The following is a 24,808-nucleotide window of genomic DNA, read 5'->3' as shown; positions in this document are numbered from 1 at the left end:
CCTAGCTATTTTTCAAAAATTCATTATAATCTCTAATATAATCTTCTTCATCAAAAACATCAGATGCAATAACTAAACATACAGCCCCAGATGAAAAGTCTTTCAGTTCTCTCCAAACACCACTACCTATCAATAAGCCTTCATAGGGTCTATTGAGCTTTATACACTTTTTGTCTGTTCCATTATCTAAAATAACTTCAAAGCTACCGGAAAGCGCCACTAAAAACTCTTGCTGTTCTTTATGAGAATGTCCTCCTCTTTCTGCACCAGCTGGAACATCATATAAATAATATACTCTTTTTATAGGAAAAGGGATAACATCATTTTCTATAACAGATAAATTACCACGTCTATCTTCTATTTTGGGTAGTTGTATAATTTTTGTTTTATTCATTGAACAAATTTATTATTTAAAAAAACGAATACAAAATCTAACACAATTAATAATAGCATAAAGGTCTAAAACAATTAATTTTAGACCTTTATTGTAATTCAATTTAAACTTAATTTGACTTTATAAATCTAAAAGTTTTATTTGATTATTGGAAATTAAATTTACAAATAGTTAACTCAATAAGCTAAATATTTACTTAGCATCTTGACAAACGTTTTATCATAACCTTTTATCATAACCTTTTCTCCATCTGTATAAAAAAACAGGTTTCAATTGAATCATTCATTAGTAATAAAGAACAATCTACCCTAGGTTTCTTTTGAATTACCTAAAATCTAATTATTTATTTTTCTCTAATAATAATTTCATTTGCGCTTTTAACGCTTCAATTTCTTTCTTTTGCTCAATTAAATACAAGGTTAACTCTTCTATTTTTTCTTGTTGAATTTTTGTGATTTCTCCAACAAAAAGTCCGTTGTCTTCAATTTCTTTACCAGAGAGCATGTTGATTAAATATCCTTTTTCTTTGATATCTTTTTCTACTTCTTCTAGTGAAGGCAATTCGTAGTCTTTTGCAAAAACATAATCTGCCCATCCCACATAAACTTTTACTTCTTCAGCTCTCACTTTTCCTTTTACCGATAATCTATAAGCATCTGTACCGTCAACAAATGTAGAGGTTCCTATACCAATATTTGTAGCTGCTATAACATCTCCTTCAAATTTTGAAGAACCCGTTTTAACCCAAAAATTATGTTCAACAGGCCACACAGCTTTACCACCAACTGTAAGATAGGAACCTGGTTTTGCTAAATCGATAAAAGCATTTGTTCCATCTTCATAAATAGAAAAAACGCTTGACTGTGTTTTATCATTAATATTATAGGAACTGGTTCCGTCTGTTTCTGAACGATGCCCAAGTCTTTTATTATCATTTCTATCTTCAATACTGAACCATGATACTGCTTTTGAATTTAAGTTCGAAGCAGGATAATCTGCAAATGTTAACAATCTATTCCCTTCACTTGATGTAGACTTTGCGTTTACTAATGATCCTATATTAAGTTGTAATGTTTTTTTCCATATATCATCCCAATCTACAAAATTATAAGTCCCATTAGGTAAACCAGCAACTTCTAAATTAGCTAAAGGAGTATTAGTCCCTATACCAACTTTCCCGTATTTATCAATTAACATTCTTACTTGATCAGTAGTTGTCTCTCTTGTAACAAATTTAATATCTCCATTATTATCATTACTTACAATCAAACTTCCTGGAGTAATACTTCTTAAAATAGCATCTCCCTTTCTTGAGATTTGTGAATAGCAACCATCACATGGTGCAACAGCGATTGATAGTTGAGTCTGTGCATTTTGATTATTAGACCCCAAAATTATTAAACTATTTTTATTTGTATCATTATCACTATTCACAATATTAATTCTTCCATCAAAAATAGATCCAACAAGAACATTAAACTTATAACTATTTGCAAAAGAAGGTAATGAACTATAAACCAAAGATAAACCTCCTTCGCGATACTTATTATCAGTTGTGTTTACATCGGCTGGCAATAATTGAGAATAACAGACCTCCTAAGAATAATATTTTACTTTTCATCTTTTTACTATTATAAAAGTTATATCTTGAAAATGTAATAAATTATCTATTAAAATTATTTTTTGTTTTTTTATATATTTTCATTAAATCAATTTTTCTATTTAAAATTGATAATGAGTAAATAACTGATATTAAAAGAATCAAAATTAAATAGAAAATAATATTACAAAAATCAAAAAACAACACTAATAATGACGCTATAAACAACAGAATAAAAGAGACCGATACCATGATTTTTGCCTCTTTAAAAAAAACAAAATCATATTTTTTATTCAAATAATAATATATATATATACCATATAGTACATAATTCATTAACATCGCAATCCCAATTCCGAGTAATCCAAAATAATTATAAAAAAATATTGTAAAACTTATATTCATAAAATCTGAAACAATTTCTTGTTTAAAATACTGTCTGTTATCACCTTTTGCTAAAATCATAAAACCTAATGGCCAAATAATTGCTTTAAAAAGCATTGCTAACAATCCTAATTTTAATATTAAATATACCGCTTTAAAGTCTTTAGTATATAAAAACTCTAAAAGATAGGGTCCCGTTAAATAAATAAATAATATCGATGGTGTAATTATTAACACACTAATCTCTATTTGATGATTTACTAATTTTAAAAACTTTAACTTATCATCTTTAAAAGAGGTTAATTGAGGAAAATAATCCGTGCTCATTGCAGTAAAAACAATACCTAAATAGGAAACAAAAATTACAAGACTTACTTCATAGAAACCTAATATTTCTGCACTCGCACCACCTTGATTAAGAAATAACCTAATAATGTAAAAACAAATCCTTCCAAAAATAACATTAATCGATAGTAAAAAACCAGTCTTAATAATTGGTATTCCTTTTTTTATTATTTCCTTAAAAGAAATAATAACATTGGCAGTTTTAATTTTATTTACAAAATAAAAATTTACTATTGCAGTAATTAGAGAGGTAACAATTATGACAATAACTATTCCTTCTTTTCTAAAAAAATAATACAGTAAAAAAGTTGTTAATGCAATTATGAAAGTACTAATAATTGAAGATAAAGCAATATATTTCAATAATCTTTTCCCTTGCAGAATTGCACCATATGCTGCTGTAAAACTTGAAAAAACAAAATATAATGATAAAAAAATAAACCAATAATAATAATCACTTGTTCCAAATGTTAAAACACTTAACCATTTAGAAAAAACAGAAGAAAGAATTGCTCCAGAAACTCCTATTATTAATGCCCATTTATTCAAGACTACAATAGTTTCTGAAACTTTTACATCATCAGAGTCAGAATCAGCTATTGCAATTGCTCTAGAACCTGTAATATTAAAACCTAACCCAGTAAAAGAACCTATTAAGTCTAACGAATTAGTAAGTAAACCAACAAGACCAACACCTTCTGGTCCTAAAAAAATAGCTGTAAATTTCCCAACAATTACTTTTACAAATAATTTAATGACTTGTACAAAGCCAAATATTCCTGTAGCCCTTACAATTGACTTATGAAAACCTTCTTCTTTATCATCCATTTTAATCAATTTTACAACCAATAGCTCTAAATTGATTTTTAAAACTTAAAACCCAACTCTTCCACAATTCTCCTTTTATATGATTTTCTTCTTTATGATTTTCTAAAACTCTCATTATCTTTTCCTCACAAATATCATTTTTCAAATCTTGTGTAGTTAGAAACTCTCCCTTTAACCAAGATTCGTTTAAAACATTATTAAACTGAAACATGTCAATCTGAATATTGTTATCTTTTTTATTTGTAGCAGAAGAAATAAATCCAGTTTTGAAATATTCTACATTTGTTCTTGCAAATTTAAAATGATTTTTTTTTCCTAAAAATTTTAATGCGTTATAAATTTGTAGCCTTTCATCAACTTTCCCATTATTATTTTTCCATAAATTAAGAAAGTATTCTTTATTAAAGACGGCACCAGCAACTGAATAAATCGAATAATAATTTAAACATTTCTTATCAGAAAACACATTTAATTGTTTAAATATTTTTCTAATTTTAAATCTATTTGTACAAAAGAAAAGTTTAAAATAAAAAGGGTTAAAACTATCTAAATTAGGTTTGTATATTAAATATTTTTTTTCCTCTCTCTGAGTAATTCCTGAAATAACCCTTTTATTTCCTAACCAAATTAATTTTAAAATTGCTAAATCATTATCTTTTACTATTCCATTAAAAAATCCAAAATTGAAGTATCTAATGAACCAAAAATCATCTTCAATCAATAAAAAATATTCTGATGTGTTTCCTGCACAAGTAATCCAAGTTTTAATAGGTATCTCTAAAATTTCCTTTATTGAGTTTGATTGAATTAATTTTGATTTTTTATCATAAAACTCAGTTTTAACAATTTTTATATATGGATATTTTAAAACTATTTTATCCAAAAATTTCTGCGGTGTTCCATCATCTAATACATATATACTACCTGTAAAATTAATGCCAAATTTTTGAATACTAAATAAACATCTATCCAAGTAGTATGGTCTATTAAACGATTTAATTAAAATATCCATTAATTTATTTCTCTTATGAATTTAACTGGGTTTCCTGCATAAACACAGTTCTTAGGTATACTCTTACTCACTAATGATTTACATCCAATAATTGAATTTTCTCCAATTGTTACTCCTTTTAAGATTGTAACATCGTCTCCAATAAATACATTTTTACAAATCTTAATTGGCTTAGAGTTTGGGATACCTACATGTCTTTTGTCAACATCTAAATGGTGTCCATCACTATCAAAAATTGAACAATTAACACCAATCAAAACATTATCTTCAATTATTATTTTTGAAACACTCTCAACTGAGAATGCATTATTTATATAAACATTGCTCCCTATACTAATTTCGCTATTACTCCCGCGTGCTTCAAAATAAGCGTAATGAGAGTAAAAATTTTTTGATTTTTCAAAACCTATATTCACATTATTACCAAAAAAAATCTTTCCTTCTCCATTGTACAATATAGCCTGATGCGTTAATGGACTACCTTTAACATTAATACAAGAAGACAACATTTTATATTTATAAATCTTTAACTTTATAAATATTCGTTTAATTATTTTATTTATAATGTACATTTAATATTCATTTATTACTTTTATTATTTTATTCACCTCTCCATTGGTTAAACTAGAATTCAAAGGAATACTTAACACCTCATCATGAATTTTTTCAGTGATTGGAAAATACATCGATTTCATGTCTTTTAAAGCTTCTTGATGATGTGGTGCTATTGGATAATGAATCATCGTTTCAATTCCGTTTTCTTTTAAATAGTTCGCTAGCTGTTTTCTGTTTTCTGTTCGAATAACAAACAGGTGAAAAACATGATTTTGAGATTGCTCCGTTCCTCGCAATGACTCTGTGGGTAATATTATTTTATCATTTTCAATTTCAGTTAAATAACGTTTCGCAATGGTCCTTCTTGCTGTGTTTTCTTCATCTAAATAAGGTAATTTCACATTCAAAAAAGAAGCTTGTAATTCATCTAAACGAGAATTTACACCTACCATTTCATTATGGTATTTTACTTTAGAACCATAGTTTCGCATTGAAAAAAGGACTTCGGCTAGCTCCTCATCGTTCGTAGTAATTGCTCCAGCATCGCCCAATGCTCCTAAATTTTTCCCTGGATAAAAACTAAATCCTGCAGCATTTGCTAGATTTCCTGCTTTTTTACCAACAAATTCATCATTTATAGCTGATACAGTAGCTCCATGAGCCTGTGCCGCATCTTCAATTACTAATAAATTATGTGCTTTTGCAATTCTATTTATAGCATTCATGTCTGCTAATTGTCCATAAAGATGCACTGCTAAAATTGCTTTTGTTTTACTCGATATATTGCCTTCTATTAAATTTGTGTCTAAATTATAGGTTTCTAGTTTTGGTTCAACTAAAACAGGGACTAAATCGGCTTGAAGAATGGCCAAAATACTCGCAATATAGGTATTGGCTGGCACAATAACTTCATCACCTTTTTTTAGCTTTCCTAACTGAATATAGGCTTTAAAAATAAGAACTAAAGCATCTAGACCATTACCAACACCAATACAATACTTTGTTCCACAATATGCAGCAAAATTATTTTCGAATGCTTTTACTTCTTCCCCAAGTATATACCACCCTTTATCAAGAAACTGTTTCATTCTCAACTGAAAATCAGCTTCAAAAGATTTATTTAATTTATGTAGATCAAAAAACTTTATCATAGTAGCACATCATTTAATTTAACAAAATTCTTAGTTTCAACTTCATAAAAATTCTGAACAATTGTCCTTGCTCCAAAAGATTCTTTCCAATAATGCAATTTCTCATTTAAATTCATTCCTCCATTTTCATTAGAAATACCAAAATCAAAATATTTTTTTTCTGCATAAATATGTTCAATCAAAAAATGATACAAATAGTCTAAACTACCTAAAGTATTATTAATTTCTTTATTTCCAGAAATATATTGAGGATGTGCAACCCTTCCTTTTTCAAAAACAGTAACACCAGCGACTATTTGATCTTTATAATAAGCATTAAACTGTCTAATTTTTGAAGGAAATTTCGATTTTAAATAAGTTATTTCTTCCAAAGTATGAACAGGAAGAACATTGTATCTTGATTTTAAATTAGGAATTAATATCTCATTCCAAAAAGATTCAAAAGAATTGGTTTCTTTAACCACAATTTCATTTGCAATTCCTTTATTAATTCCTCGTTTTCTAACTCTCGATATTTTTAATTTATTTTCCAAATCCAACACTGCAATACTATCCCTTCTATACAAATTAGCACCTAGTAAAAATAGAACGTATTCCATTTCATCTGATGGAATAATTGAATAAATAGAAGGTAAAATTTTTAAATCTATTTTATTAATTCCATTCTCATTTACAAACAACAATAATGCTCTGACTATAAATATCACTTCCGATAAAAAAGTCTCCGATGAAAGAACCAATCCTCCATAGGTTAACCCTTGATGAGAATATACGGTTTCTCCTACTCTATTTGCTGGCAAAATTGCTTTTAAATTTTCTTTTTCATCAAAAACCAACAAAGAATAATCTTCAAAACGATCACTATGATATTCCATAAAATCTCTATGAAACAAAAATGTTGCGTTTTTTGCATGGGCAACAAAGTCATTCCATAAGCTATAATATTCTTTTGTATATTTTTTTACGTGATATGTTTTCAAAAGTAGTTGAATTATTGCCGAAAATTACTAATTTTTTAATTCTTCAACTGCTTATCTCTTAATTATTATTAAATAAATTATTATATTGGTACTCAAATTCGATTCCAACTTCTTTATAATGAAGCAAAAAAGTACTTTCTGGGGTTACTTATTTTTATTTTTTTTTCCTTTACTTGCTATAGGTCAAGATATTTCATTATACACACAAATTAATGGAAGATATGATTTTACTTTTGTTGGAAATACTATGAATACCGCAGAGAATAATCCAAGTCCTGGTTTAGTTACTCAAACTTCTTCAACAGCAAACTTAAATTTAAATCCTGGAGATACAGTTATTAGAGCATATTTGTATTGGGCTGGAAGTGGTGATGGTGACTTCAGTGTAGATTTAAATGGAACTATAATGACGCCAGATAGAACTTTTAGTCATTCTAGACTTTCAGGATTTCCACAACAACAAACATTTACTTATTTTAGTGCTTTTAAAGACATTACTACTTATATTCAAACTAATGGAAATGGAGATTATACTTTATCTGATTTAGACATCTCACCTTTTGAATTGCATCATAAACAAGTTTCTACAAATTTTGCTGGTTGGGCAATTTTAATCGTTTATGAAAATAGTACTTTACCATTAAATCAACTAAATATTTATGATGGTTTACAAGGTGTCCCTAGCAATTTAACAATCAATTTAACAAACTTATTTGTAATAGATAATAGTGGTGCAACTGCAGGTTTTATCGCTTGGGAAGGGGATGTTTCATTACCTACAGAAACATTTAGTGTAAATGGTTCTGTTTTAAGTAATACATTAAATCCTGCAAATAATGTTTTTAATAGTACCAATTCAGTAACTGGTGCTACTAATCTTTATAATATGGATTTGGACATTTATGAAATCGAAGATTATATCCAAATCGGAAATACAAATGCTACAATTACGCTTTCTTCCAATCAAGATTTTATAATGATTAATGCCATAGTTACAAAACTAAATAGTCAATTGCCCGATGCTACTATTGTGCTTAATGATTATAATGTGACTTGCGATTCTAGAGAAGTTACCATTGCTTATACCGTATCAAACCTAAATAGTACTAACGATTTACAAGCCAATACTCCAATTGCTTTCTATGTTGATGGTGTTTTGGTGGGCAATAGTCAAACACAAAATATAATTCCGATTGGTGGGAACGAAACTGGAAGTGCAGTGATTACCGTTCCTTCAACAACTCCTCTTAATTTCACTGTTTTAGCTGTAGTTGACGACATCGGAAATGGAACTGGAATTGTAACTGAATTAGCAGAAAACAACAATACCAATACAATAAGCATTGAACTAATAGTTGCACCCGATTTTAATGTTTTAAATCCTTTATTAAGTTGTAATTTAGGTTTAACTAGAGGTATATTTGATTTTTCAGCCTATGAAAATGAAGTAAAAACAGATGTTTCTCATTCGGCTACTTTTTATGAAAGTCAGGACGATGCATTAAATGCAATTAACCCCATTTTTAATACTTCAAATTATGAAGCCTTAACTACTCCGAAAGAAATTTTCATACGAATTGAAGATAACAATTGTTTTGCTATTACCTCATTCACTTTGTTAACTGAAAATTGTCCTCCAATTATTTACAATGCTGTTTCTGATAATAATGATGGCTTGAATGATTCTTTTTTTATTGAAGGTTTAAGAGATATTTTTATTGATTTTAAACTTGAAATCTATAATCGTTGGGGAAAACTAATTTGGACAGGCGATAATAGCAAACCAGATTGGAATGGATGGGTAGAAGAAGGCATTGGCTCTAAACAAGCACCAGACGGTACATATTTTTATATTCTATACTTAAACGATCCTAGCTTTCCAGAACCTTTAAATGGGTATTTATATTTAACAAGGTAAACTACATGTGCTGTGTGTAAAAATTATAATCTTTCAGTAATGTTCTAATAAAATCCTGATCATTGCCCGACTGGTTTTTTATTCCAGTAACCGAAATTATTTTTTCTCTCAGTTTAATCAAAGTAGCATAATCTCTATTTTTAACTGCTGTTTCGAAAGCTTCTTTAATAATACGCACATCATTATCAGATAATTTAATCACCAAAGGATATGTGGGCACATAATCATCATTGACTTCTTCCAAAATAGTATGATTAATATTTATCTTGTCTTTTAAAGAAATTATTGCTGTTCCAGAAACCAAATCTCCCAATCTTTGATTTTTACCACTAAAAATTACAGAAAACAACCCCACAATAGTTAATGGAGGTACTATTTCTACTAATCGAAATAACCATCGCACCAAAAAGTCGCCAAAACCCGCCTGATAACCATCAATTTTGATCACTTTAGTCTTCATGATTCGCTTTCCAATTGTTTGCCCTTCAAAAATACTTTCCTGAACAATACTGTAAAACATAACAGGCAGATAAATAATACTATATATGGCCAAGATAGACCAATAATCTAAAGAAGAAATATAGCTCCCTAATCCAGAGGCATCAACAATATAATTAGCCACTAAACTATAGGCAATAATAACCAATAAATCAATTATTTGGGCTAACATTCTTTCACCTACAGACGCAGCTGTAAAATTTATTGAAACATTTTGTGTTGTAGTTATAGTTAATTCTGACATAATTTTCTATTTTAGCACCTCATGAGAGAAGTAGCATTTATAAAGCAAAATAAAGAAAAATGGCTTGAATTTGAGCAAGCAATTTTCGGTAAATCTAAGAAAAATCCTGATGAATTAGCCAATTTATATATTCTTTTGGTAAATGATCTAGCCTATGCACAAACCTATTACGCTAAAAGTAAGACAGTTGTATACCTAAATCATTTAGCTTCGCAGACCTATCAAAAAATTTACAAAACAAAAAGACAAGATACGAATCGTTTGGTTTATTTCTTTAAAACCGAAGTACCGCTTCTTGTTTATGAATACAGACGATACATTCTATATGCTTTCATAATCTTTGCTTTACTAACTTCTATTGGTGTTGTTTCTGCAAAGAATGATGATTCTTTTGTTCGATTAATATTAGGAGATCATTATGTAAACATGACCTTAGAAAACATTAAAGATGGGAATCCTGTAGCGGTTTACAAGAGCGGAAGCAATTGGGGAAGTTTCATTGGCATAACACTCAATAATTTAAGAGTGGGAGCCCTGTCCTATTTTTTAGGGATTTTTCTTGGAATAGGAACTTTTTGGGTTTTTCTTCAAAACTGTATTATGCTGGGGTCTTTTCAAACGTTCTTCCATCAACAAGGAGTGTTTTGGGAAAGTGTTCGAGGTATTTGGATTCATGGTTCTATGGAAATTTTTGCCATGGTAATTGAAGCTGGGGCTGGTTTCGCTTTGGGAGCAAGTATATTATTCCCAAAAACATTTTCACGATTTAACTCTTTTAAAATTGGCTTTAAAAATACTTTTAAAATATTCTTAAGCACAATGCCTTTCACTTTCGCAGCAGGTTTTCTTGAAGGGTTCATTACCCGATATTCTATAGACATGCCTAAGGTATTAAGTATTGGAATTATTCTAACAACTCTCGGAATCATTAGTTTTTATTACCTAATATATCCATTCATTGTCAATAAAAAAATAAAAGCAAAAAATGTTTCAATTATATAAAAAAAGAGGTTTTAGCGAATTTGTTGGAGACACTTTTGATTTTTTAAAGGTTGAAGGTAAAAGCTATTTTAAGAATTATTTCATTATCAATGGAATTGTTCTGTTACTTCTTGTTGCCACTTTATATTTCTTTACGAGCATTTTTTTCGAAGGAATGTTTTCTAATGCAAACAGAAATAATTCGAGTGGGATGGCATTGTTTCTGAATGATAATTTAGGAGTTTTTATAGGGCTTGGAATTTTTCTTTTTATAATCATCATGTTTGCTAGTTTAATAAACTATACCTATCCTATTGCCTACTTAAAACTAGTAGCCGAAAAAAAAACAATCACTACCGAAAGTATTATTGGCATAATAAAAAAGAAAGTAGGAAGAACAATTGTATTTTTTTTAGCATCATTAATCATAATGATTCCCCTTGCATTCATCATAATGGGAATCATGATGCTATTAATGATGATTGTAATTGGTATTCCTTTAGTTTTCATTGTTGCCCCAGCTTTAATGAGTTGGATGACTTTAAGCTATTATGACTATATCACAACCGAAAATGGTTATTTTCAATCCTTAGGCAATGGTTTTGAACTATTAAAAAGAAAATTTTGGCCAATAATTGGTTCCACAGTAATAATGTATATTATAGTACAAATGATTGTTGGTATTTTTTCATTCGTGCCCTATATTCTTACTTTTGCTGGTTTTATGATTTCTATTGACACAGAATCTCAAAATACTGATCCTTATTCTGGACTTGCTATCGCAATGACCATTCTTATGATTGTTTACACTATTTCTAGTTTTACGCTTCAAAATCTAATTTTTGTAAATCAAGGAATTATCTACTACAGTGTTAAAGATGAAGAAGAGAATTATAGTATTAAAAGTGACATTGATTTAATTGGACAAAATGAAGAATAAACTAGCACTACTTTTTCTACTCATTGCATCTATTGTTTTTTCACAATCAGATTCACTATTCAATGCAACTGAAACAGTAGTAGAAAGCCAAGATATAGTTGACACTGTTTCCTATAGTAAGCCGAACGTGACTGTAGAACCAAAATTTTTTGAACCTAATTTTCAAGAAAAATATAAAAGCGATGATTTTGTCTATGAAACGGTTATAGATACCAAAAAAATGTCTTCTTGGGAACGATTTTGGAAAGCTGTGCGCGATTTTTTTTCTAGAATTTTTGATTTTGGAAATGCTCATGGCTCAATGACTGGATTACAAATTCTAATGAGAATTATAGCCTATGGAATTATTGGTTTTGTTATATATCTGATTGTTAGATTAATTATCAAAAAAGAAGGACAATGGATTTTTGGTAAAAACAAAAAGAAAATTACCGTTTCTGAAATGGTTGAAGAAAACATTCATTCCATAGACTTTAAAGAGATTATCAAAAAATCAAAACAAGAAAAAGATTATCGATTAACCATTCGTTATTACTATTTATGGCTATTAAAATCGCTCACGGATAAAGAAATCATTGAATGGGATATTGAAAAAACCAATTCCGACTATCTCTATGAAATAAAATCTGCTCAATTAAAAGAGCACTTTCAATACCTTTCTTATATTTATGACTATAGTTGGTATGGTGAATTTGATATTAATGAAACAGATTTCTCAAAAGCAGAAGCTGCCTTTTTAAAAGCAATACAAGAAAAATAGAATGTCAAAAAGTATCAAAATATACATCTTCATATTAGTGCTTATTCTCGTTGGAATAGTCACTATAGATGCTAACAGACCCAAACCTATAGATTGGAAACCAACCTATAGTATTAAAGATAAAATCCCATATGGACTCTATGTTTTAGACCAAGAAATAAACGGTTTCTTTAAGAATAAAAAAGTAGAAAAATTTGGTAAAACCCCCTATGAGTTTCTAGATTATAAATATTCATACAGCGATAGTAGTTACAGCATTAAGGGCTCTGTACTGTTTATTAATGAAAATTATACCATCGATGAAGAATCTACACAAGAACTTTTATATTTTGCTGCTCATGGGAATTCAGTTTTTATTTGCGCAAGCAGTTTCCCTCAAACACTAAGAGACTCTTTGAACTTTGATTACGGTTATACTAGTAATTTTTCAGATACTCTTCAGTTTTCCATAAAAAACAAAGAAAGTTATAATTATCTAAAAGGAATTAATGATGTTTATATTAAAGATTTCGATAGCACAAAAACAACTATTCTAGGACATCAAAAAAACACCAATAACGATTCTTATCCTAACTTTGTGCGAATTCCATATAAAAATGGAATGTTTTATTTTCATACGCAACCAGCAATATTCACTAATTATTATTTGCTCAATAAAGGAAACTACAAATATGCAGAACAAGTATTGTCGCATATTAACACAGCTGTAACCTATTGGTACCTGGCAGAAACACACAATAAAATAGATCACCCAATGGGCTATATTTTTAGCCAACCCGCATTAAATTGGGCATGGAAAATAGCCCTAATTAGTCTCTTTGTATTCATGTTTTTCAATGCCAAAAGAAAACAACGTGTAATCCCGATAATTGAACCCTTAAAAAATACTACTGTCGATTTTACTAAAACCATTGGAAACCTCTATTACCAAGAAGGAAACCATCAAGATCTTATTGATAAAAAGATTAAATTTCTCCTTGAAAGAATTAGAAACGAATATTTAATAGACACTTTCGATTTAAATGAAAGTTTCATTAATAGACTACAACAAAAAACCGGAAAAAATAAAACCGACATCGAAAATATTGTTCGACTAATAAAAAAATACCGCAACCAAACCAATAGCACAGAAAAAGATTTAGTCGAATTTAATACTGCAATTGAAAAATTAAATATATAAAAGAATAAATTGCTTGTTAGTTAAAAAATAAAAGCATCAGAAATAGAAACATATGGAAAATAATTTCGAAAACAACGAAGAACTAAATACAAACACGTTTGAAAACACAAACGAAAATGTAAATTTTCAATCCAGAATAAATTTAACACCGCTTCAAGAAAGTGTAAGTAATATTAGAAAAGAAATTGCAAAAGTAATCGTGGGACAATCTCGAATGGTCGATCAATTATTAGTAGCTATACTTTCAAATGGACACGTGCTTCTAGAAGGTGTTCCTGGAGTAGCAAAAACAATAACCGCAAAATTATTGTCAAAAACTTTAAGTTTAGATTTCAATCGCATTCAATTCACTCCCGATTTAATGCCATCGGATATTATAGGAACTTCTGTATTTGATTTATCAAAATCGAGTTTTGAATTTAAAAAAGGACCAATATTTTCTAATTTTGTATTAATTGACGAAATTAACCGTGCTCCAGCAAAAACACAAGCCGCTTTGTTTGAAGTAATGGAAGAACGTCAAATTACTGCTGACGGACATACTTATAAATTAGATTTACCTTTCTTAGTAATTGCAACACAGAACCCAATAGAACAAGAAGGAACCTATCGTCTTCCAGAAGCACAATTAGACCGTTTCTTATTCAAAATAAACATCGATTATCCTAATTTATCAGAGGAAATTGCTATACTCCAAAAAGAAAATGAGTTACAAAACAATGATAAATTGGCAACCATTGCACAAGTAGTGGCTAAGAGTAATATCCTCGAATTTCAATCATTAGTAAAACAAATTCTAATTGAACCTCATTTGGTAGAATATATTGCTAAAATTGTATTAAACACACGTGAAAATCAATTTTTATATCTTGGAGCATCTCCAAGGGCTTCTATTGCTATTTTAAATGCTGCAAAAGGATTTGCGGCACTAAAAAATCGTGATTTTGTAACTCCAGAAGATATTAAAGAAGCGGCTATTCCTGTACTTCAACACAGAGTTGTTGTTACTCCAGAGCGCGAAATGGAAGGTATTACGAGCACAGAAATCATCAAACAAATTATTGATTCTGTAGAAATTCCAAGATAAAAAATCAACTCCTTAAAAAGACACTAAATATCGCTAGTTAAAAATATAAGAATGAAGCAATTTATAAAACAACTCTTCCTTAATAATTTCTTTTTTTATTGCCTAATGGGAATCATTTTTCTATTTTTAGTTGCTTATTTTTTCCCTGTTTTTTATAATGCAACTTGGTATTTGTTGTATGTTTTACTAGTTTTCACAGCTATCGATATTTTTTTACTCTTTGGATTTGGCAACAAAATAGAAGCAATTAGAATAACGCCCGAAAAGCTATCTAATGGAGATGAAAATCCGATTATAATTAAAATAAAAAACAAATATACCTTTCCAATTCTTGCCAAAATTATAGATGAAATTCCATTTCAATTTCAAGAACGCAATTTTGAAGTAAAAAGAAAAGTAAAAGCCTCATCAAACGACGAATATCAATACTTTCTTCGCCCAACAGAACGTGGAGAATATTTTTTTGGCAACCTCAATTTTTATGCGGTTTCTCCTTTACGTTTAATTGCAAAAAGATATACGTTCAATAAAGACCAAATGGTGCCCACCTATCCTTCTTATATACAATTACGTAAGTATGATTTAATGGCTTTTTCAAATAACCTATTTCAATATGGATTAAAGAAGATAAGAAGAATTGGACACACCATGGAGTTTGAACAAATTAAAGAATATGTGCAAGGCGATGATATTCGCACCATTAACTGGAAAGCCACTGCTAAGCGCAACCAATTAATGGTGAACCAATTTCAAGACGAAAAATCGCAAAACGTTTATATGGCAATAGACAAAGGTCGTGTTATGAAAATGCCATTTAACGGATTAAGTTTACTAGACTATGCCATAAATGCTACCCTAGTTTTGTCTAATGTAATTATTAAAAAACAAGACAAAGCAGGCATGTTTACCTTTTCAAAGAAAGTAGAAAATCGTGTTGTTGCAGAAAAAAGACAAAGTCAGATGCAACAAATCATGGAGGGTTTATACAACATTAAAACCGATTATTTTGAAAGTGATTTTAGCCGATTGTATGTTGATATCAAGAAACACGTTAATCATAGAAGCTTAATCATGCTCTATACCAATTTTGAAACACTAGACGGTTTGCACAGACAACTACCCTATTTAAAAGGAATTGCAAAAAATCATTTGTTAGTCATTGTTTTCTTCAACAACACAGAATTGAACGATTTGATTAATAAAAAAGCAGAAACCGTACAAGAAATATACGACAAAGTAATTGCCGAAAAATTTGCTTTCGAAAAACGATTGATTGTAAACGAACTACGTAAATACGGAATTTATTCGGTACTTACACAACCTGAGAATTTAACATTAGATACCATTAATAAATATCTAGAAATTAAAGCAAGAGGTATTTTGTAATTAGCTCCAAAAAAATATAATTATTCTATAAAAAAACAAAATGAAAGCTCCTGTTACTGAGCTAGCTAAAACAACTACTCATCTAATATTGAGACTATTACAGTAATTACTATAGAATAGTATTCAATATTCCTCTGTATTTTGTTAAAATGAGAGTAAAAAAATATAATGACAAAAAAAATTAACTTCTTAATTCTAGCTCACAAAAACCCTGAACAATTAAACCGATTGATAAATCGATTGCATCATGATGGGGCATTTTTTTATATTCATTTAGACAAAAAAAAGGATATTGCTTCTTTTAGTTCTTCTTTCAAAAATTTGAATGTCTATTTTTGTGAAGACCAATTTGATTGTGCTTGGGGAGACTTAGCTATAGTAAAAGCAACTCTTTCTTTAATGGAGAAAGCATTAAAAATTAATCCCGAAGGAAGAATGGTTCTATTAAGTGGTCAAGATTATCCTATAAAAACCAATGCCTATACTAATCAATTCTTTTCACAAAATTCACACATTGATTTTATCGATATAGCTCCAATTAAAACTGTTTTCCCAACAGAATGGAAAAACCGATTATATCATTACAAATATAATTTATCAAACAAAAGAGGCAACTATGTCCTAATTCCACCAATTAATGTTAAAGCGTTTTACACATTAAGAACCTTAAAATATCTAGCAAAAATAGGCATTAGAAAACCTTCACTTTTCCTAAAAAAAGAATTTAGGAAAAATTTAATAACCCAACGCAATACCAGCTTAGAACCATTTGCAGGAAGTCAATGGTGGTCATTTACGGCTAAAACTTCTAAAATAATTTTAGATTATTGTTATGAGAACCCAGAGTATATTGCCTATTATGAATATTCATTCTCACCAGATGAACTATTCTTCCAAACGCTATTAGTGCATCTCAAAAAATCTAACCCTGAGATTACTATTCAAAACAGCCTTACTTTCGTGGATTGGTCACGCAAAAATGTTCCTTTGCCTGTAACATTTACCCAAAATGATGTTCAATTAATAACAAACCTTCCTAGTAACAAAATCTTTGCTAGAAAATTCGACATGGAAATTGATGCAGTAATTTTTGATTTGTTAGATGCCATCCATTAATCTCAAAAACGGTCGTTTATAAAATAACGAAGCAATTTATAGAATATCATTTTCTATTTAGTATTTGTTTCTAAACCACACTTTTTGCCATTCTCTTTTTAAAATGAGAAAAGTTACTTGTTCGGCTAATTGAACAATATCGGAACCGTCTAGTTTTTTTATTTGTTCTTCTGAAACATCTATAATATAGAGTAAGTTAAGGTATTCTGCAAACTTATAATTAATAAGTTTGATTATTTTTTCATGCACAAGCTCTTTGAACTGAAACGGAAAAATTGACAAAGGAATATCTATTGCTTCATTGGCTAAGGCAAAATCTTTATTGGTTTGCTCAATTAACTTAAAATACAAATGATTTTCTTCTGCTTGATTTATTAAATCCTCTATACTTACTGGAGATTCATACATTTTCAATTCAATTTTATAGCAATGCTATCAAAATTACACATTTCTATTCATCAATTTTTCACCAAACATTCTTAATATCATCTTTTTATCATCTGAAATATTCATTATCTCCAATGTTTCAAATGCTTTCATAGTATATTCTTTTATTGCGTCTTGTGTTGCTTTAGAGGCACCAGAGGAATTGAAAATTGCTTTTACCGATGCAATTTTATCTGTATTATCATTGGGTTGTATTGAAAACAAATGCTGCAATTGTACTTTCTCATCTTGATTGCTAAAAGCCAGTGCTTTTAAATAAAGGTACGTTTTTTTGTTTTCAATAATATCTCCTCCTACTTGCTTTCCAAACGTTTTAGGATCTCCAAAAGCATCTAAATAATCGTCTTGCAATTGAAATGCAATTCCCAAATTCAAACCAAAATCATAGATTAAATTAGCGTTTTCCTCAGAAGTTTCTGCTACTATTGCTCCCATTTTCATTGCTGCTCCAACCAATACAGCTGTTTTATATTCTATCATTTTTAAATACTCAGGAATAGTAACGTCGTCTCTCGTTTCAAAATCAACATCATATTGCTGTCCTTCACAAACTTCTAATGCTGTTTTACTAAACAATTTTGCTAGTTTTTGAAAAATAGCAGGCTCATAGTTTTCAAAAAACTGATATGCCAAAATAAGCATCGCATCACCAGAAAGGATTCCAGTATTCAAATCCCATTTTTCATGGACTGTTTGATTTCCTCTTCGCAGTGGAGCATCGTCCATAATATCATCGTGAATTAATGAAAAATTATGAAAAACCTCTATTGCTGTAGCCGCATGAAGCGCTTTTTCATAGGAAACATCAAAAATCTCACTTGTCATTAATGTTAATACAGGACGCATTCTTTTTCCTCCAAGTGACAGAATATATTGAATAGGTTCGTATAAATTTTTAGGTTCTTTTATTGTATGTAACTCTTCAAAATGAGTTTTAATTATTTCTTGGTATTGACTTATTGCATGCATTTCTTACTAGTAATAGCTTTATGCAAAAATAAGTTTTTTATTTGTAACCAATACTAGATTAACAAAGTTTCCTTTTTTAAAACCCTACCTTTACAACTCTTTTTTTGAACCTATTTTAATTATACTCGATTAATTTATTTTTATACTATCTAATATATTTCATTTTTTTGCAATAACTTCAATAAGTAACCTCTTATTAACATAATTTACAATTGCTAAATCTAGACCAAAAACAAATCAAAAAGCTGTGATTATTTTTTTGAATTATGTTTTTTAATCACGTTTTTGTGATAAAAAAATAATTTAAAAAATAATTATCACAAAAACGTGATATTTTTTTTAAACCTAAAAAAAGTATCACAACTTGTTTTGCTTTACTTCCAAAAATGAGTTAGGATATTCAAAGTTTATTTATATTTGTTTTGCATCTATAATGAAACCCAACCATGAACGTAACGAATGGAAAATTCCAAATTTTATACTTAGCAATTATGATTGCTATAGCTGGCCTTTTTTGGAATACTATCTTCATTTATCCAATTAAATTATTTGTGGTCATGCTGCATGAAATGAGTCACGGTTTAATGGCAATGCTATTTGGTGGAACAATTCTACAAATACAGATAGATCCACGAATTGGTGGCTATTGCCAATATCGTTTAGAACCCAGTTTTTGGAGTAGCATCATGACTGCTAGTGCGGGCTATTTAGGAAGTTTGCTTTGGGGAACATTAATTCTAGTTTTAGCAGTAAAAACCAAGAAAGATCATTATATTTCATTAATTATTGGTTTTGTATTGTTATGGCTGTCATATTTTGTATTGAAATCGGGTGAATTTTTCGGTACAGCAATGACTGCTGGATTAGGAATTTTCATGTTGGTTGCCTATAAATATTTTAGCCCCGTTTTTCATGATTTGTGGTTAAAGTTTATAGGTATAACTTCTTGTTTTTATGTTATATTAGATATTAAAGATGATTTAATTGATAGAACAAATATTGGTAGTGATGCAGATCAAATTGCAGAAATAACAGGCTTTTCAAGTCAACTCATAGGAATTATTTGGATACTAATTGCAATAACTACCTTATTCTTTACACTTAAGTACATTTACAAACACCAAGGAGAATAGTAATTTACTGGTAATGAGCAGTGCTAATTGCTTGTTTATTAAACAATCCTCTCTAATCTAATAAGATTAAACTATCATTATTTAACTTCTTCTCATTTTTAAAAGCTAAAAGTTTATTCTATATTTGATTGGGATATACTTATTTTTTTACACATATCATCATTACCTAATAAAACTTAACACCAACATTATACAATGAGCCTTGAAAAATGGAATGCATTAATAAGCAACACCAATAGACTTACTACTCCAGCAATGCAAAAAGGAATTCTTAATCCTCAAGAATGTGCATTATTTTTAGATTTAATTGCAAAAAGCACGCAACAATATGCAAAAGAAAACAAGCCCTATAATGGGTTAAAAATTTTCTTGAAAGGAGAACAAGATAATGCACAAAATGAATTATTCATTGCACAACCTCCTTTAGCAAATGAGTCATTGAAAGATTGGGCAAAACGCACTTATCAAGGAGAGCCTTTTGGGTTAATTATGAATTTTATTGAAAATTACAACAATGAAATTGTAGAAAAAATGAGCGATAAAGTAGCTCCATTAATTAATGCATTAGGGTATCCATTTGCTGGTTTGTCCTTACTTTTTTTTATGGGTGATTATGGCTATACTCCCTTTGGAGTGCACCGTGGAAGTGCTGGTGAAGATGGCGTTCTATTTCATCTTGGGCCAGCTACTAAAACATTTTATATTTGGGAAACAGAGGAGTATAATCGGCTAACCAATCATGCTACTTCCTATAAAAATGTAGAAGAAATTCTTCACGCAGCTACTGCTTATGTCCTAGAACCTGGAGATGCCATTTCTTTTCCAGATGACATGTATCATGTTGCAAACACCGAAGCGTTTTCTGTGAGCCTAGTACTCGATTACAGGAGAGCATCACAAGGAAAAGTAAAAGAACTACTAATCAACGAACTATCACAAGTAAATCCAGACAACAATACTTTACTGAATCATATTTCTCCTTCAGAATTATTACAAACTCTAAATTTCCAAAATGAAAGCGAACAAGCTGTTAAAAGATTAATGTTACGACTTAAGAGTAATGGTGGCTTCATGAAACCTTCAATCAAACAATATGCTTCAATAGATTTGCAAGGAACGTATCAATTAAAAAAACCTTTTTCTCTTGAATTACTCCCTTTAAAAAAACAACAATCTTCCGTATTCGCAAGAGGACATGAAATAATTATTGAAGACAGCAAAGAATTATTCGATCTTATTAATCTTCTTAACACAGGTCTTCCTGTAAACTTATCATCTTATACGATTGGTCTTCAACCCGAAACTCCAGGATTTGATTTATTTCATTTTTTATTAAAAATTGATGAAACCGATGTCTTAAAAAAATTATAAATGCATTGAAATAAAAGCAATTTCTTTAACTCAAATTAAGAGGCTGTCCAAAAAGTCAGAGCTCAACGACTAGTTTTCCATTTCAACATCAGGAGAAATCACAATATCTACACTATGAGATACCTCCCTTTGATAGAAATGACTAGATTACTGACTTTTAGAATAGCCTCTTTTTTTATAAAAATCATTCTTTAAATAAGGTAACAAACTAACATCAAACGCTAAAAAAAGGGAGATTTAAAATAATTAAAAACTTTTTAAATGAACTATCCCAAATTATAAAAAAAAACTTAAACTTAAATCTATGTTAATTTTTAGTAAAAACATTGGAAACTATTTTTGTATTAAAAGTTTCCTTCATACATTTGCACCCGAAAAAACTTAACAATCCCAATACACTTGAAAGAGAAAATAATTATAAAAGCTACGGAAATGTTCTTTAAATTAGGTTTTAAGAGTGTTACTATGGACGATATTTCTGCCAAACTTGGAATATCTAAAAAGACACTTTATAAATACTTCTCTAATAAGGAAGAACTAATCGAAGCTGGATGTGATTACATTCACATTGTAATTCATCAAAGATTTGAAGATATTATACAACTAGGAAAAAATGCCATTGAAGAAAACTTTATAGTTAGAGAAATGTTTGACGAAATGTTCAAAACCGATGGTGATGCTCCTTTGTTTCAATTAAAAAAACATTACCCTTTTATTTATGATAAGATTAGAGAAAGGGAATCGCACCAATGCAAAAGTTTTTTTCATCAAAATTTAGAAAAGGGAATCAAACAAGGACTGTACCGTGAAGACATCAATATAAACCAAACCGTATTGTTCTATTATTTGCTCATTTTTGGAATAAACGAGCATTTCGAATCTGAAAATGAAGTCAACAAAAACGAATTAGGAGCTCTAAAATATCACACAAGATCTATTGCAACAGCAGAAGGTTTAAAAGAATTAGAATATCAATTATCTAAATTAAATTAATTAACAACAAATGAAACATAGATTTATTATTATCTTTTTGTTTTTTGCTAGTTTAATCAATGCTCAAGAAGAAAAAACAAATTATTCTTTCTCTCTTGACGAAGCCATTGAATATGCTATTAAAAACAATTATACAGCGATAAACGCTAGTAAAGATATAGAAGCCGCAAAACAAAAAAAATGGGAAACAACAGCAAGCGGACTTCCCCAAATTAATGCCAATCTAGTCTATTTAAACAATCTAAACTTTACAGAGCAAGGAGTTACAGGTAATGCTTTTAATCCTGGTGGTGATCCAAATGATGTAACCACAATAACATTCGGAACAAAACACAGTATGGATGCTAAAGCAACTCTAAGTCAATTAATTTTTGACGGTTCCTATATCGTTGGACTTCAATCGGCTAAAGTATATCTTCAAATTTCTAAAAATGCTAAAATCAAAACCGATTTAGAAATAAAAGAAATGGTAACTAATGCCTATGGGAATGTGCTTTTGGCTAGAGAAAGTATTTCCATCCTAGAAAATAATAAAACTTCTTTAGAAAAAACCCTTTTTGAAACACAAGAAATATTCAAAAATGGATTAATTGAAGAAGAAAACGTAGAGCAATTACAAATAACCTTAGCACAAATTAATAGCTCACTTTCCAATGCCAATAAAAGAAGTGAAATAGCTTTAAATTTTCTAAAGATTGCATTAGGAATAGACGTCAACAATAATTTAGAGTTAAAAGAAAATCTTGATGAACTTACTGCTAAGAATGTAATTTTAACTTCTGCTACAGAAGAATATGAAGTTAAAAATTCTATCGACTATAGGATGGGAGAAAACAACGAAAAATCGAAACAATTGCTATTAAAATTAGAACGCTATAGAGGTTTACCAACCATTGGAGCACAATTAAATTTTGGATACAATTCCTTTGCTAATCGTTTTGATTTCTTCAACCAAGATCAAAAATGGTATAGTAACTCTAATTTAGGTGTTAGTATAAACATGCCTATTTTTAGTAGCTTTAGAGATCATTCTAGAAAACAACAAGCCAAGATTGCACTTGAACAAGCCAGAAACGAGCTAAAAGATACAGAACAACGACTAAAACTACAATTTCAACAAGCTCAAAGTGATTATGACTATAGTATTGAACAATATGCTACATCAAAATCGAACTTAAAATTAGCAGAAAGAATTGAGAAAAAGCAACAAGTAAAATTCAAAGAAGGACTATCTAGTAGTTTTGAATATACAGAAGCTCAAAGACAATTATACAGTTCTCAACAAAGTTTATTACAATCAATGATAGACGTGATTAACAAGAAAACAGCTTTAGACAAAATAACAACAAAACAATAATTAAAAAAATGAAACAAATATATTTAATCATAGCATCCTCTATCCTATTAATCTCTTGTGGAGGTGATAAAAAAAACTCAACTGCTTCTGTTATAGAAAACGGTACTCTAGAGCAATTAAGAGCCAAAAGAACTGAATTAGTAAATCAATCTGATGCACTATTAAAAGAATTAGCATTAATTGATGAAGCAATAGGTCTTAAAGACCAAGACCACAAACTTGCTTTAATAACTACACTAGTTGCAAAAGACACTGTTTTCAATCACTATTTAGAACTACAAGCTACTGTGCAAACAAAAGAAAACATAGTCTTAAACTCAGAATTTGGTGGAACATTACAACAAGTATATGTTACCGAAGGACAAAAAGTTTCTAAAGGACAAACCTTAGCTAAAATTGATGATGGCGGTTTAGGGCAACAATTAGCACAATTAGAAATTCAAGCCAACTTAGCAAAAACAACTTTTGAAAGACAAAAGAATTTATGGGATCAAAAAATTGGCTCAGAAATTCAATTCTTACAAGCTAAATCTTCATATGAAGCTCAAACCAAAGCAGTAGCACAAATGAGAAGTCAGGTTGCAAAAACATTAGTTAAAGCACCTTTTTCTGGAACAATAGATGATATCATTTCTGAAAAAGGTAGCGTTGTTGGTCCTGGATCGCCAATCTTAAGAATTGTTAGCCTTGGAAACATGTATCTAGAGGCTTCTGTTCCTGAAAAAAACATTTCTACAGTTAAAAAAGGAACAGATGTAATTGTTGACTTCCCAATACTTGGCGAAAAGATGAATACAAAAATTACTCAAGCAAGCAACTACATTACTCCAGAAAATCGTTCGTTCGACATTCAAATAGCTGTTCCAAACAAAAATGGAAAAATTAAACCAAATCTTTCTGCTAAAATTCTAATTAACGATTACACTAACCCTAAAGTAGTTACTGTACCTGTAAGTATTATTTCTGAAAATGCAGAAGGAGAACAATACCTTTATATTGCTCAAAATGTTTCTGAAAAAGGAGAAGCTGTAGCGAAAAAAGTAATTGTTAAAACAGGACAATCACAAAACAATTATATAGAAATTTTAGAAGGTATTAAACATGGCGACAACATTATTAGTGAAGGTGCTCGTAGTGTTAAAGATGGTCAGAAAGTATCCATAATTAAATAAGTTAAAG

At 29.5% G+C, this 24,808-nt stretch carries 23 protein-coding genes; 13 read left to right on the top strand and 10 right to left on the bottom strand.

The window, feature by feature from the left end; translation table 11 throughout:
- Position 1 precedes the first annotated feature (1 nt).
- The 7 genes from ACZ49Z_RS13735 to ACZ49Z_RS13705 form a co-directional block, all read right to left on the bottom strand.
- Positions 2-394 (bottom strand): sugar 3,4-ketoisomerase, encoded by a 393-nt coding sequence (locus tag ACZ49Z_RS13735; protein ID WP_464304879.1) that lies wholly within the window; start codon positions 392-394, stop codon positions 2-4.
- A gap of 339 nt (positions 395-733) precedes the next feature.
- Positions 734-1,969, bottom strand: a complete 1,236-nt coding sequence (locus ACZ49Z_RS13730) for a hypothetical protein (RefSeq protein WP_464304878.1) — start codon at positions 1,967-1,969, stop codon at positions 734-736.
- Between the two features lie 88 nt (positions 1,970-2,057).
- The gene (locus tag ACZ49Z_RS13725; RefSeq protein WP_464304877.1) at positions 2,058-3,551 is read right to left on the bottom strand and encodes an oligosaccharide flippase family protein; all 1,494 of its coding nucleotides are present in this window, start codon (positions 3,549-3,551) and stop codon (positions 2,058-2,060) included.
- Between the two features lies 1 nt (position 3,552).
- The gene (locus tag ACZ49Z_RS13720; RefSeq protein WP_464304876.1) at positions 3,553-4,563 is read right to left on the bottom strand and encodes a hypothetical protein; all 1,011 of its coding nucleotides are present in this window, start codon (positions 4,561-4,563) and stop codon (positions 3,553-3,555) included.
- The gene (locus tag ACZ49Z_RS13715) at positions 4,563-5,135 is read right to left on the bottom strand and encodes an acyltransferase (protein WP_464304875.1); all 573 of its coding nucleotides are present in this window, start codon (positions 5,133-5,135) and stop codon (positions 4,563-4,565) included. The genes ACZ49Z_RS13720 and ACZ49Z_RS13715 overlap by 1 nt, the downstream gene beginning before the upstream one ends.
- Positions 5,136-6,269: a DegT/DnrJ/EryC1/StrS family aminotransferase gene (locus ACZ49Z_RS13710; protein ID WP_464304874.1), complete on the bottom strand. Its 1,134-nt coding sequence runs from the start codon at positions 6,267-6,269 to the stop codon at positions 5,136-5,138.
- The gene (locus ACZ49Z_RS13705) at positions 6,266-7,249 is read right to left on the bottom strand and encodes a GNAT family N-acetyltransferase (protein ID WP_464304873.1); all 984 of its coding nucleotides are present in this window, start codon (positions 7,247-7,249) and stop codon (positions 6,266-6,268) included. Before ACZ49Z_RS13705 ends, ACZ49Z_RS13710 begins: the two co-directional genes overlap by 4 nt.
- A gap of 118 nt (positions 7,250-7,367) precedes the next feature.
- On the opposite strand from ACZ49Z_RS13705, the gene ACZ49Z_RS13700 reads away from it, so the two are divergent.
- Entirely contained in the window at positions 7,368-9,167 is a 1,800-nt protein-coding gene (locus ACZ49Z_RS13700) for a T9SS type B sorting domain-containing protein (protein ID WP_464304872.1), read from the top strand.
- Position 9,168: 1 nt separating this feature from the next.
- Here the strand turns inward: ACZ49Z_RS13700 and ACZ49Z_RS13695 are convergent, their stop codons facing one another.
- Positions 9,169-9,909: an RDD family protein gene (locus ACZ49Z_RS13695; protein ID WP_464304871.1), complete on the bottom strand. Its 741-nt coding sequence runs from the start codon at positions 9,907-9,909 to the stop codon at positions 9,169-9,171.
- A 21-nt stretch (positions 9,910-9,930) separates the two neighbouring features.
- On the opposite strand from ACZ49Z_RS13695, the gene ACZ49Z_RS13690 reads away from it, so the two are divergent.
- The 7 genes from ACZ49Z_RS13690 (at position 9,931) to ACZ49Z_RS13660 (ending at position 17,359) form a co-directional block, all read left to right on the top strand.
- A complete protein-coding gene (locus ACZ49Z_RS13690) occupies positions 9,931-10,911 on the top strand; it encodes a stage II sporulation protein M (protein ID WP_464304870.1) in 981 nt (326 codons plus the stop codon).
- The gene (locus ACZ49Z_RS13685; RefSeq protein WP_464304869.1) at positions 10,895-11,830 is read left to right on the top strand and encodes a hypothetical protein; all 936 of its coding nucleotides are present in this window, start codon (positions 10,895-10,897) and stop codon (positions 11,828-11,830) included. The genes ACZ49Z_RS13690 and ACZ49Z_RS13685 overlap by 17 nt, the downstream gene beginning before the upstream one ends.
- Entirely contained in the window at positions 11,820-12,590 is a 771-nt protein-coding gene (locus tag ACZ49Z_RS13680) for a DUF4129 domain-containing protein (protein WP_464304868.1), read from the top strand. The genes ACZ49Z_RS13685 and ACZ49Z_RS13680 overlap by 11 nt, the downstream gene beginning before the upstream one ends.
- A gap of 1 nt (position 12,591) precedes the next feature.
- Positions 12,592-13,770, top strand: a complete 1,179-nt coding sequence (locus ACZ49Z_RS13675; RefSeq protein ID WP_464304867.1) for a DUF4350 domain-containing protein — start codon at positions 12,592-12,594, stop codon at positions 13,768-13,770.
- Positions 13,771-13,822: 52 nt separating this feature from the next.
- A complete protein-coding gene (locus ACZ49Z_RS13670; RefSeq protein ID WP_464304866.1) occupies positions 13,823-14,857 on the top strand; it encodes an AAA family ATPase in 1,035 nt (344 codons plus the stop codon).
- 51 nt (positions 14,858-14,908) lie between these two features.
- The gene (locus ACZ49Z_RS13665; protein WP_464304865.1) at positions 14,909-16,243 is read left to right on the top strand and encodes a DUF58 domain-containing protein; all 1,335 of its coding nucleotides are present in this window, start codon (positions 14,909-14,911) and stop codon (positions 16,241-16,243) included.
- Positions 16,244-16,411: 168 nt separating this feature from the next.
- Positions 16,412-17,359, top strand: coding sequence for a beta-1,6-N-acetylglucosaminyltransferase (locus ACZ49Z_RS13660; RefSeq protein WP_464304864.1), 948 nt, complete (start codon positions 16,412-16,414; stop codon positions 17,357-17,359).
- A 57-nt stretch (positions 17,360-17,416) separates the two neighbouring features.
- Here the strand turns inward: ACZ49Z_RS13660 and ACZ49Z_RS13655 are convergent, their stop codons facing one another.
- Positions 17,417-17,767 (bottom strand): hypothetical protein, encoded by a 351-nt coding sequence (locus ACZ49Z_RS13655; protein ID WP_464304863.1) that lies wholly within the window; start codon positions 17,765-17,767, stop codon positions 17,417-17,419.
- 33 nt (positions 17,768-17,800) lie between these two features.
- Entirely contained in the window at positions 17,801-18,775 is a 975-nt protein-coding gene (locus tag ACZ49Z_RS13650; RefSeq protein ID WP_464304862.1) for a polyprenyl synthetase family protein, read from the bottom strand.
- A gap of 446 nt (positions 18,776-19,221) precedes the next feature.
- On the opposite strand from ACZ49Z_RS13650, the gene ACZ49Z_RS13645 reads away from it, so the two are divergent.
- The 5 genes from ACZ49Z_RS13645 to ACZ49Z_RS13625 all read left to right on the top strand — a co-directional run bounded on the left by ACZ49Z_RS13645 (position 19,222) and on the right by ACZ49Z_RS13625 (position 24,801).
- Positions 19,222-19,908, top strand: a complete 687-nt coding sequence (locus ACZ49Z_RS13645; RefSeq protein WP_464304861.1) for a M50 family metallopeptidase — start codon at positions 19,222-19,224, stop codon at positions 19,906-19,908.
- A gap of 195 nt (positions 19,909-20,103) precedes the next feature.
- Positions 20,104-21,279, top strand: coding sequence for a hypothetical protein (locus tag ACZ49Z_RS13640; protein ID WP_464304860.1), 1,176 nt, complete (start codon positions 20,104-20,106; stop codon positions 21,277-21,279).
- 399 nt (positions 21,280-21,678) lie between these two features.
- Positions 21,679-22,272: a TetR/AcrR family transcriptional regulator gene (locus ACZ49Z_RS13635; RefSeq protein WP_464304859.1), complete on the top strand. Its 594-nt coding sequence runs from the start codon at positions 21,679-21,681 to the stop codon at positions 22,270-22,272.
- A gap of 10 nt (positions 22,273-22,282) precedes the next feature.
- A complete protein-coding gene (locus ACZ49Z_RS13630) occupies positions 22,283-23,629 on the top strand; it encodes a TolC family protein (protein WP_464304858.1) in 1,347 nt (448 codons plus the stop codon).
- 8 nt (positions 23,630-23,637) lie between these two features.
- Positions 23,638-24,801, top strand: coding sequence for an efflux RND transporter periplasmic adaptor subunit (locus tag ACZ49Z_RS13625; RefSeq protein ID WP_464304857.1), 1,164 nt, complete (start codon positions 23,638-23,640; stop codon positions 24,799-24,801).
- Positions 24,802-24,808: the final 7 nt, after the last annotated feature.

The sequence above is a fragment of the Flavobacterium sp. KY-23415 genome (assembly GCF_055384985.1).
The sequence above is the reverse complement of the archived record's forward strand: the minus strand, read 5'-3'. Positions and strand labels throughout refer to the sequence as shown.

Bases quoted from the DNA above. Each gene is read 5' to 3' on its own strand.
- ACZ49Z_RS13640 (WP_464304860.1), top strand. From the start codon at position 20,104: ATGAGCCTTGAAAAATGGAATGCATTAATAAGCAACACCAATAGACTT.
- ACZ49Z_RS13625 (WP_464304857.1), top strand. From the start codon at position 23,638: ATGAAACAAATATATTTAATCATAGCATCCTCTATCCTATTAATCTCT.
- ACZ49Z_RS13665 (WP_464304865.1), top strand. From the start codon at position 14,909: ATGAAGCAATTTATAAAACAACTCTTCCTTAATAATTTCTTTTTTTAT.
- ACZ49Z_RS13680 (WP_464304868.1), top strand. From the start codon at position 11,820: ATGAAGAATAAACTAGCACTACTTTTTCTACTCATTGCATCTATTGTT.
- ACZ49Z_RS13700 (WP_464304872.1), top strand. From the start codon at position 7,368: ATGAAGCAAAAAAGTACTTTCTGGGGTTACTTATTTTTATTTTTTTTT.
- ACZ49Z_RS13685 (WP_464304869.1), top strand. From the start codon at position 10,895: ATGTTTCAATTATATAAAAAAAGAGGTTTTAGCGAATTTGTTGGAGAC.
- ACZ49Z_RS13695 (WP_464304871.1), bottom strand. From the start codon at position 9,909: ATGTCAGAATTAACTATAACTACAACACAAAATGTTTCAATAAATTTT.
- ACZ49Z_RS13660 (WP_464304864.1), top strand. From the start codon at position 16,412: ATGACAAAAAAAATTAACTTCTTAATTCTAGCTCACAAAAACCCTGAA.
- ACZ49Z_RS13720 (WP_464304876.1), bottom strand. From the start codon at position 4,563: ATGGATATTTTAATTAAATCGTTTAATAGACCATACTACTTGGATAGA.
- ACZ49Z_RS13670 (WP_464304866.1), top strand. From the start codon at position 13,823: ATGGAAAATAATTTCGAAAACAACGAAGAACTAAATACAAACACGTTT.
- ACZ49Z_RS13655 (WP_464304863.1), bottom strand. From the start codon at position 17,767: ATGTATGAATCTCCAGTAAGTATAGAGGATTTAATAAATCAAGCAGAA.
- ACZ49Z_RS13630 (WP_464304858.1), top strand. From the start codon at position 22,283: ATGAAACATAGATTTATTATTATCTTTTTGTTTTTTGCTAGTTTAATC.
- ACZ49Z_RS13735 (WP_464304879.1), bottom strand. From the start codon at position 394: ATGAATAAAACAAAAATTATACAACTACCCAAAATAGAAGATAGACGT.
- ACZ49Z_RS13645 (WP_464304861.1), top strand. From the start codon at position 19,222: ATGAACGTAACGAATGGAAAATTCCAAATTTTATACTTAGCAATTATG.
- ACZ49Z_RS13650 (WP_464304862.1), bottom strand. From the start codon at position 18,775: ATGCATGCAATAAGTCAATACCAAGAAATAATTAAAACTCATTTTGAA.
- ACZ49Z_RS13715 (WP_464304875.1), bottom strand. From the start codon at position 5,135: ATGTACATTATAAATAAAATAATTAAACGAATATTTATAAAGTTAAAG.
- ACZ49Z_RS13710 (WP_464304874.1), bottom strand. From the start codon at position 6,269: ATGATAAAGTTTTTTGATCTACATAAATTAAATAAATCTTTTGAAGCT.
- ACZ49Z_RS13675 (WP_464304867.1), top strand. From the start codon at position 12,592: ATGTCAAAAAGTATCAAAATATACATCTTCATATTAGTGCTTATTCTC.
- ACZ49Z_RS13690 (WP_464304870.1), top strand. From the start codon at position 9,931: ATGAGAGAAGTAGCATTTATAAAGCAAAATAAAGAAAAATGGCTTGAA.
- ACZ49Z_RS13725 (WP_464304877.1), bottom strand. From the start codon at position 3,551: ATGGATGATAAAGAAGAAGGTTTTCATAAGTCAATTGTAAGGGCTACA.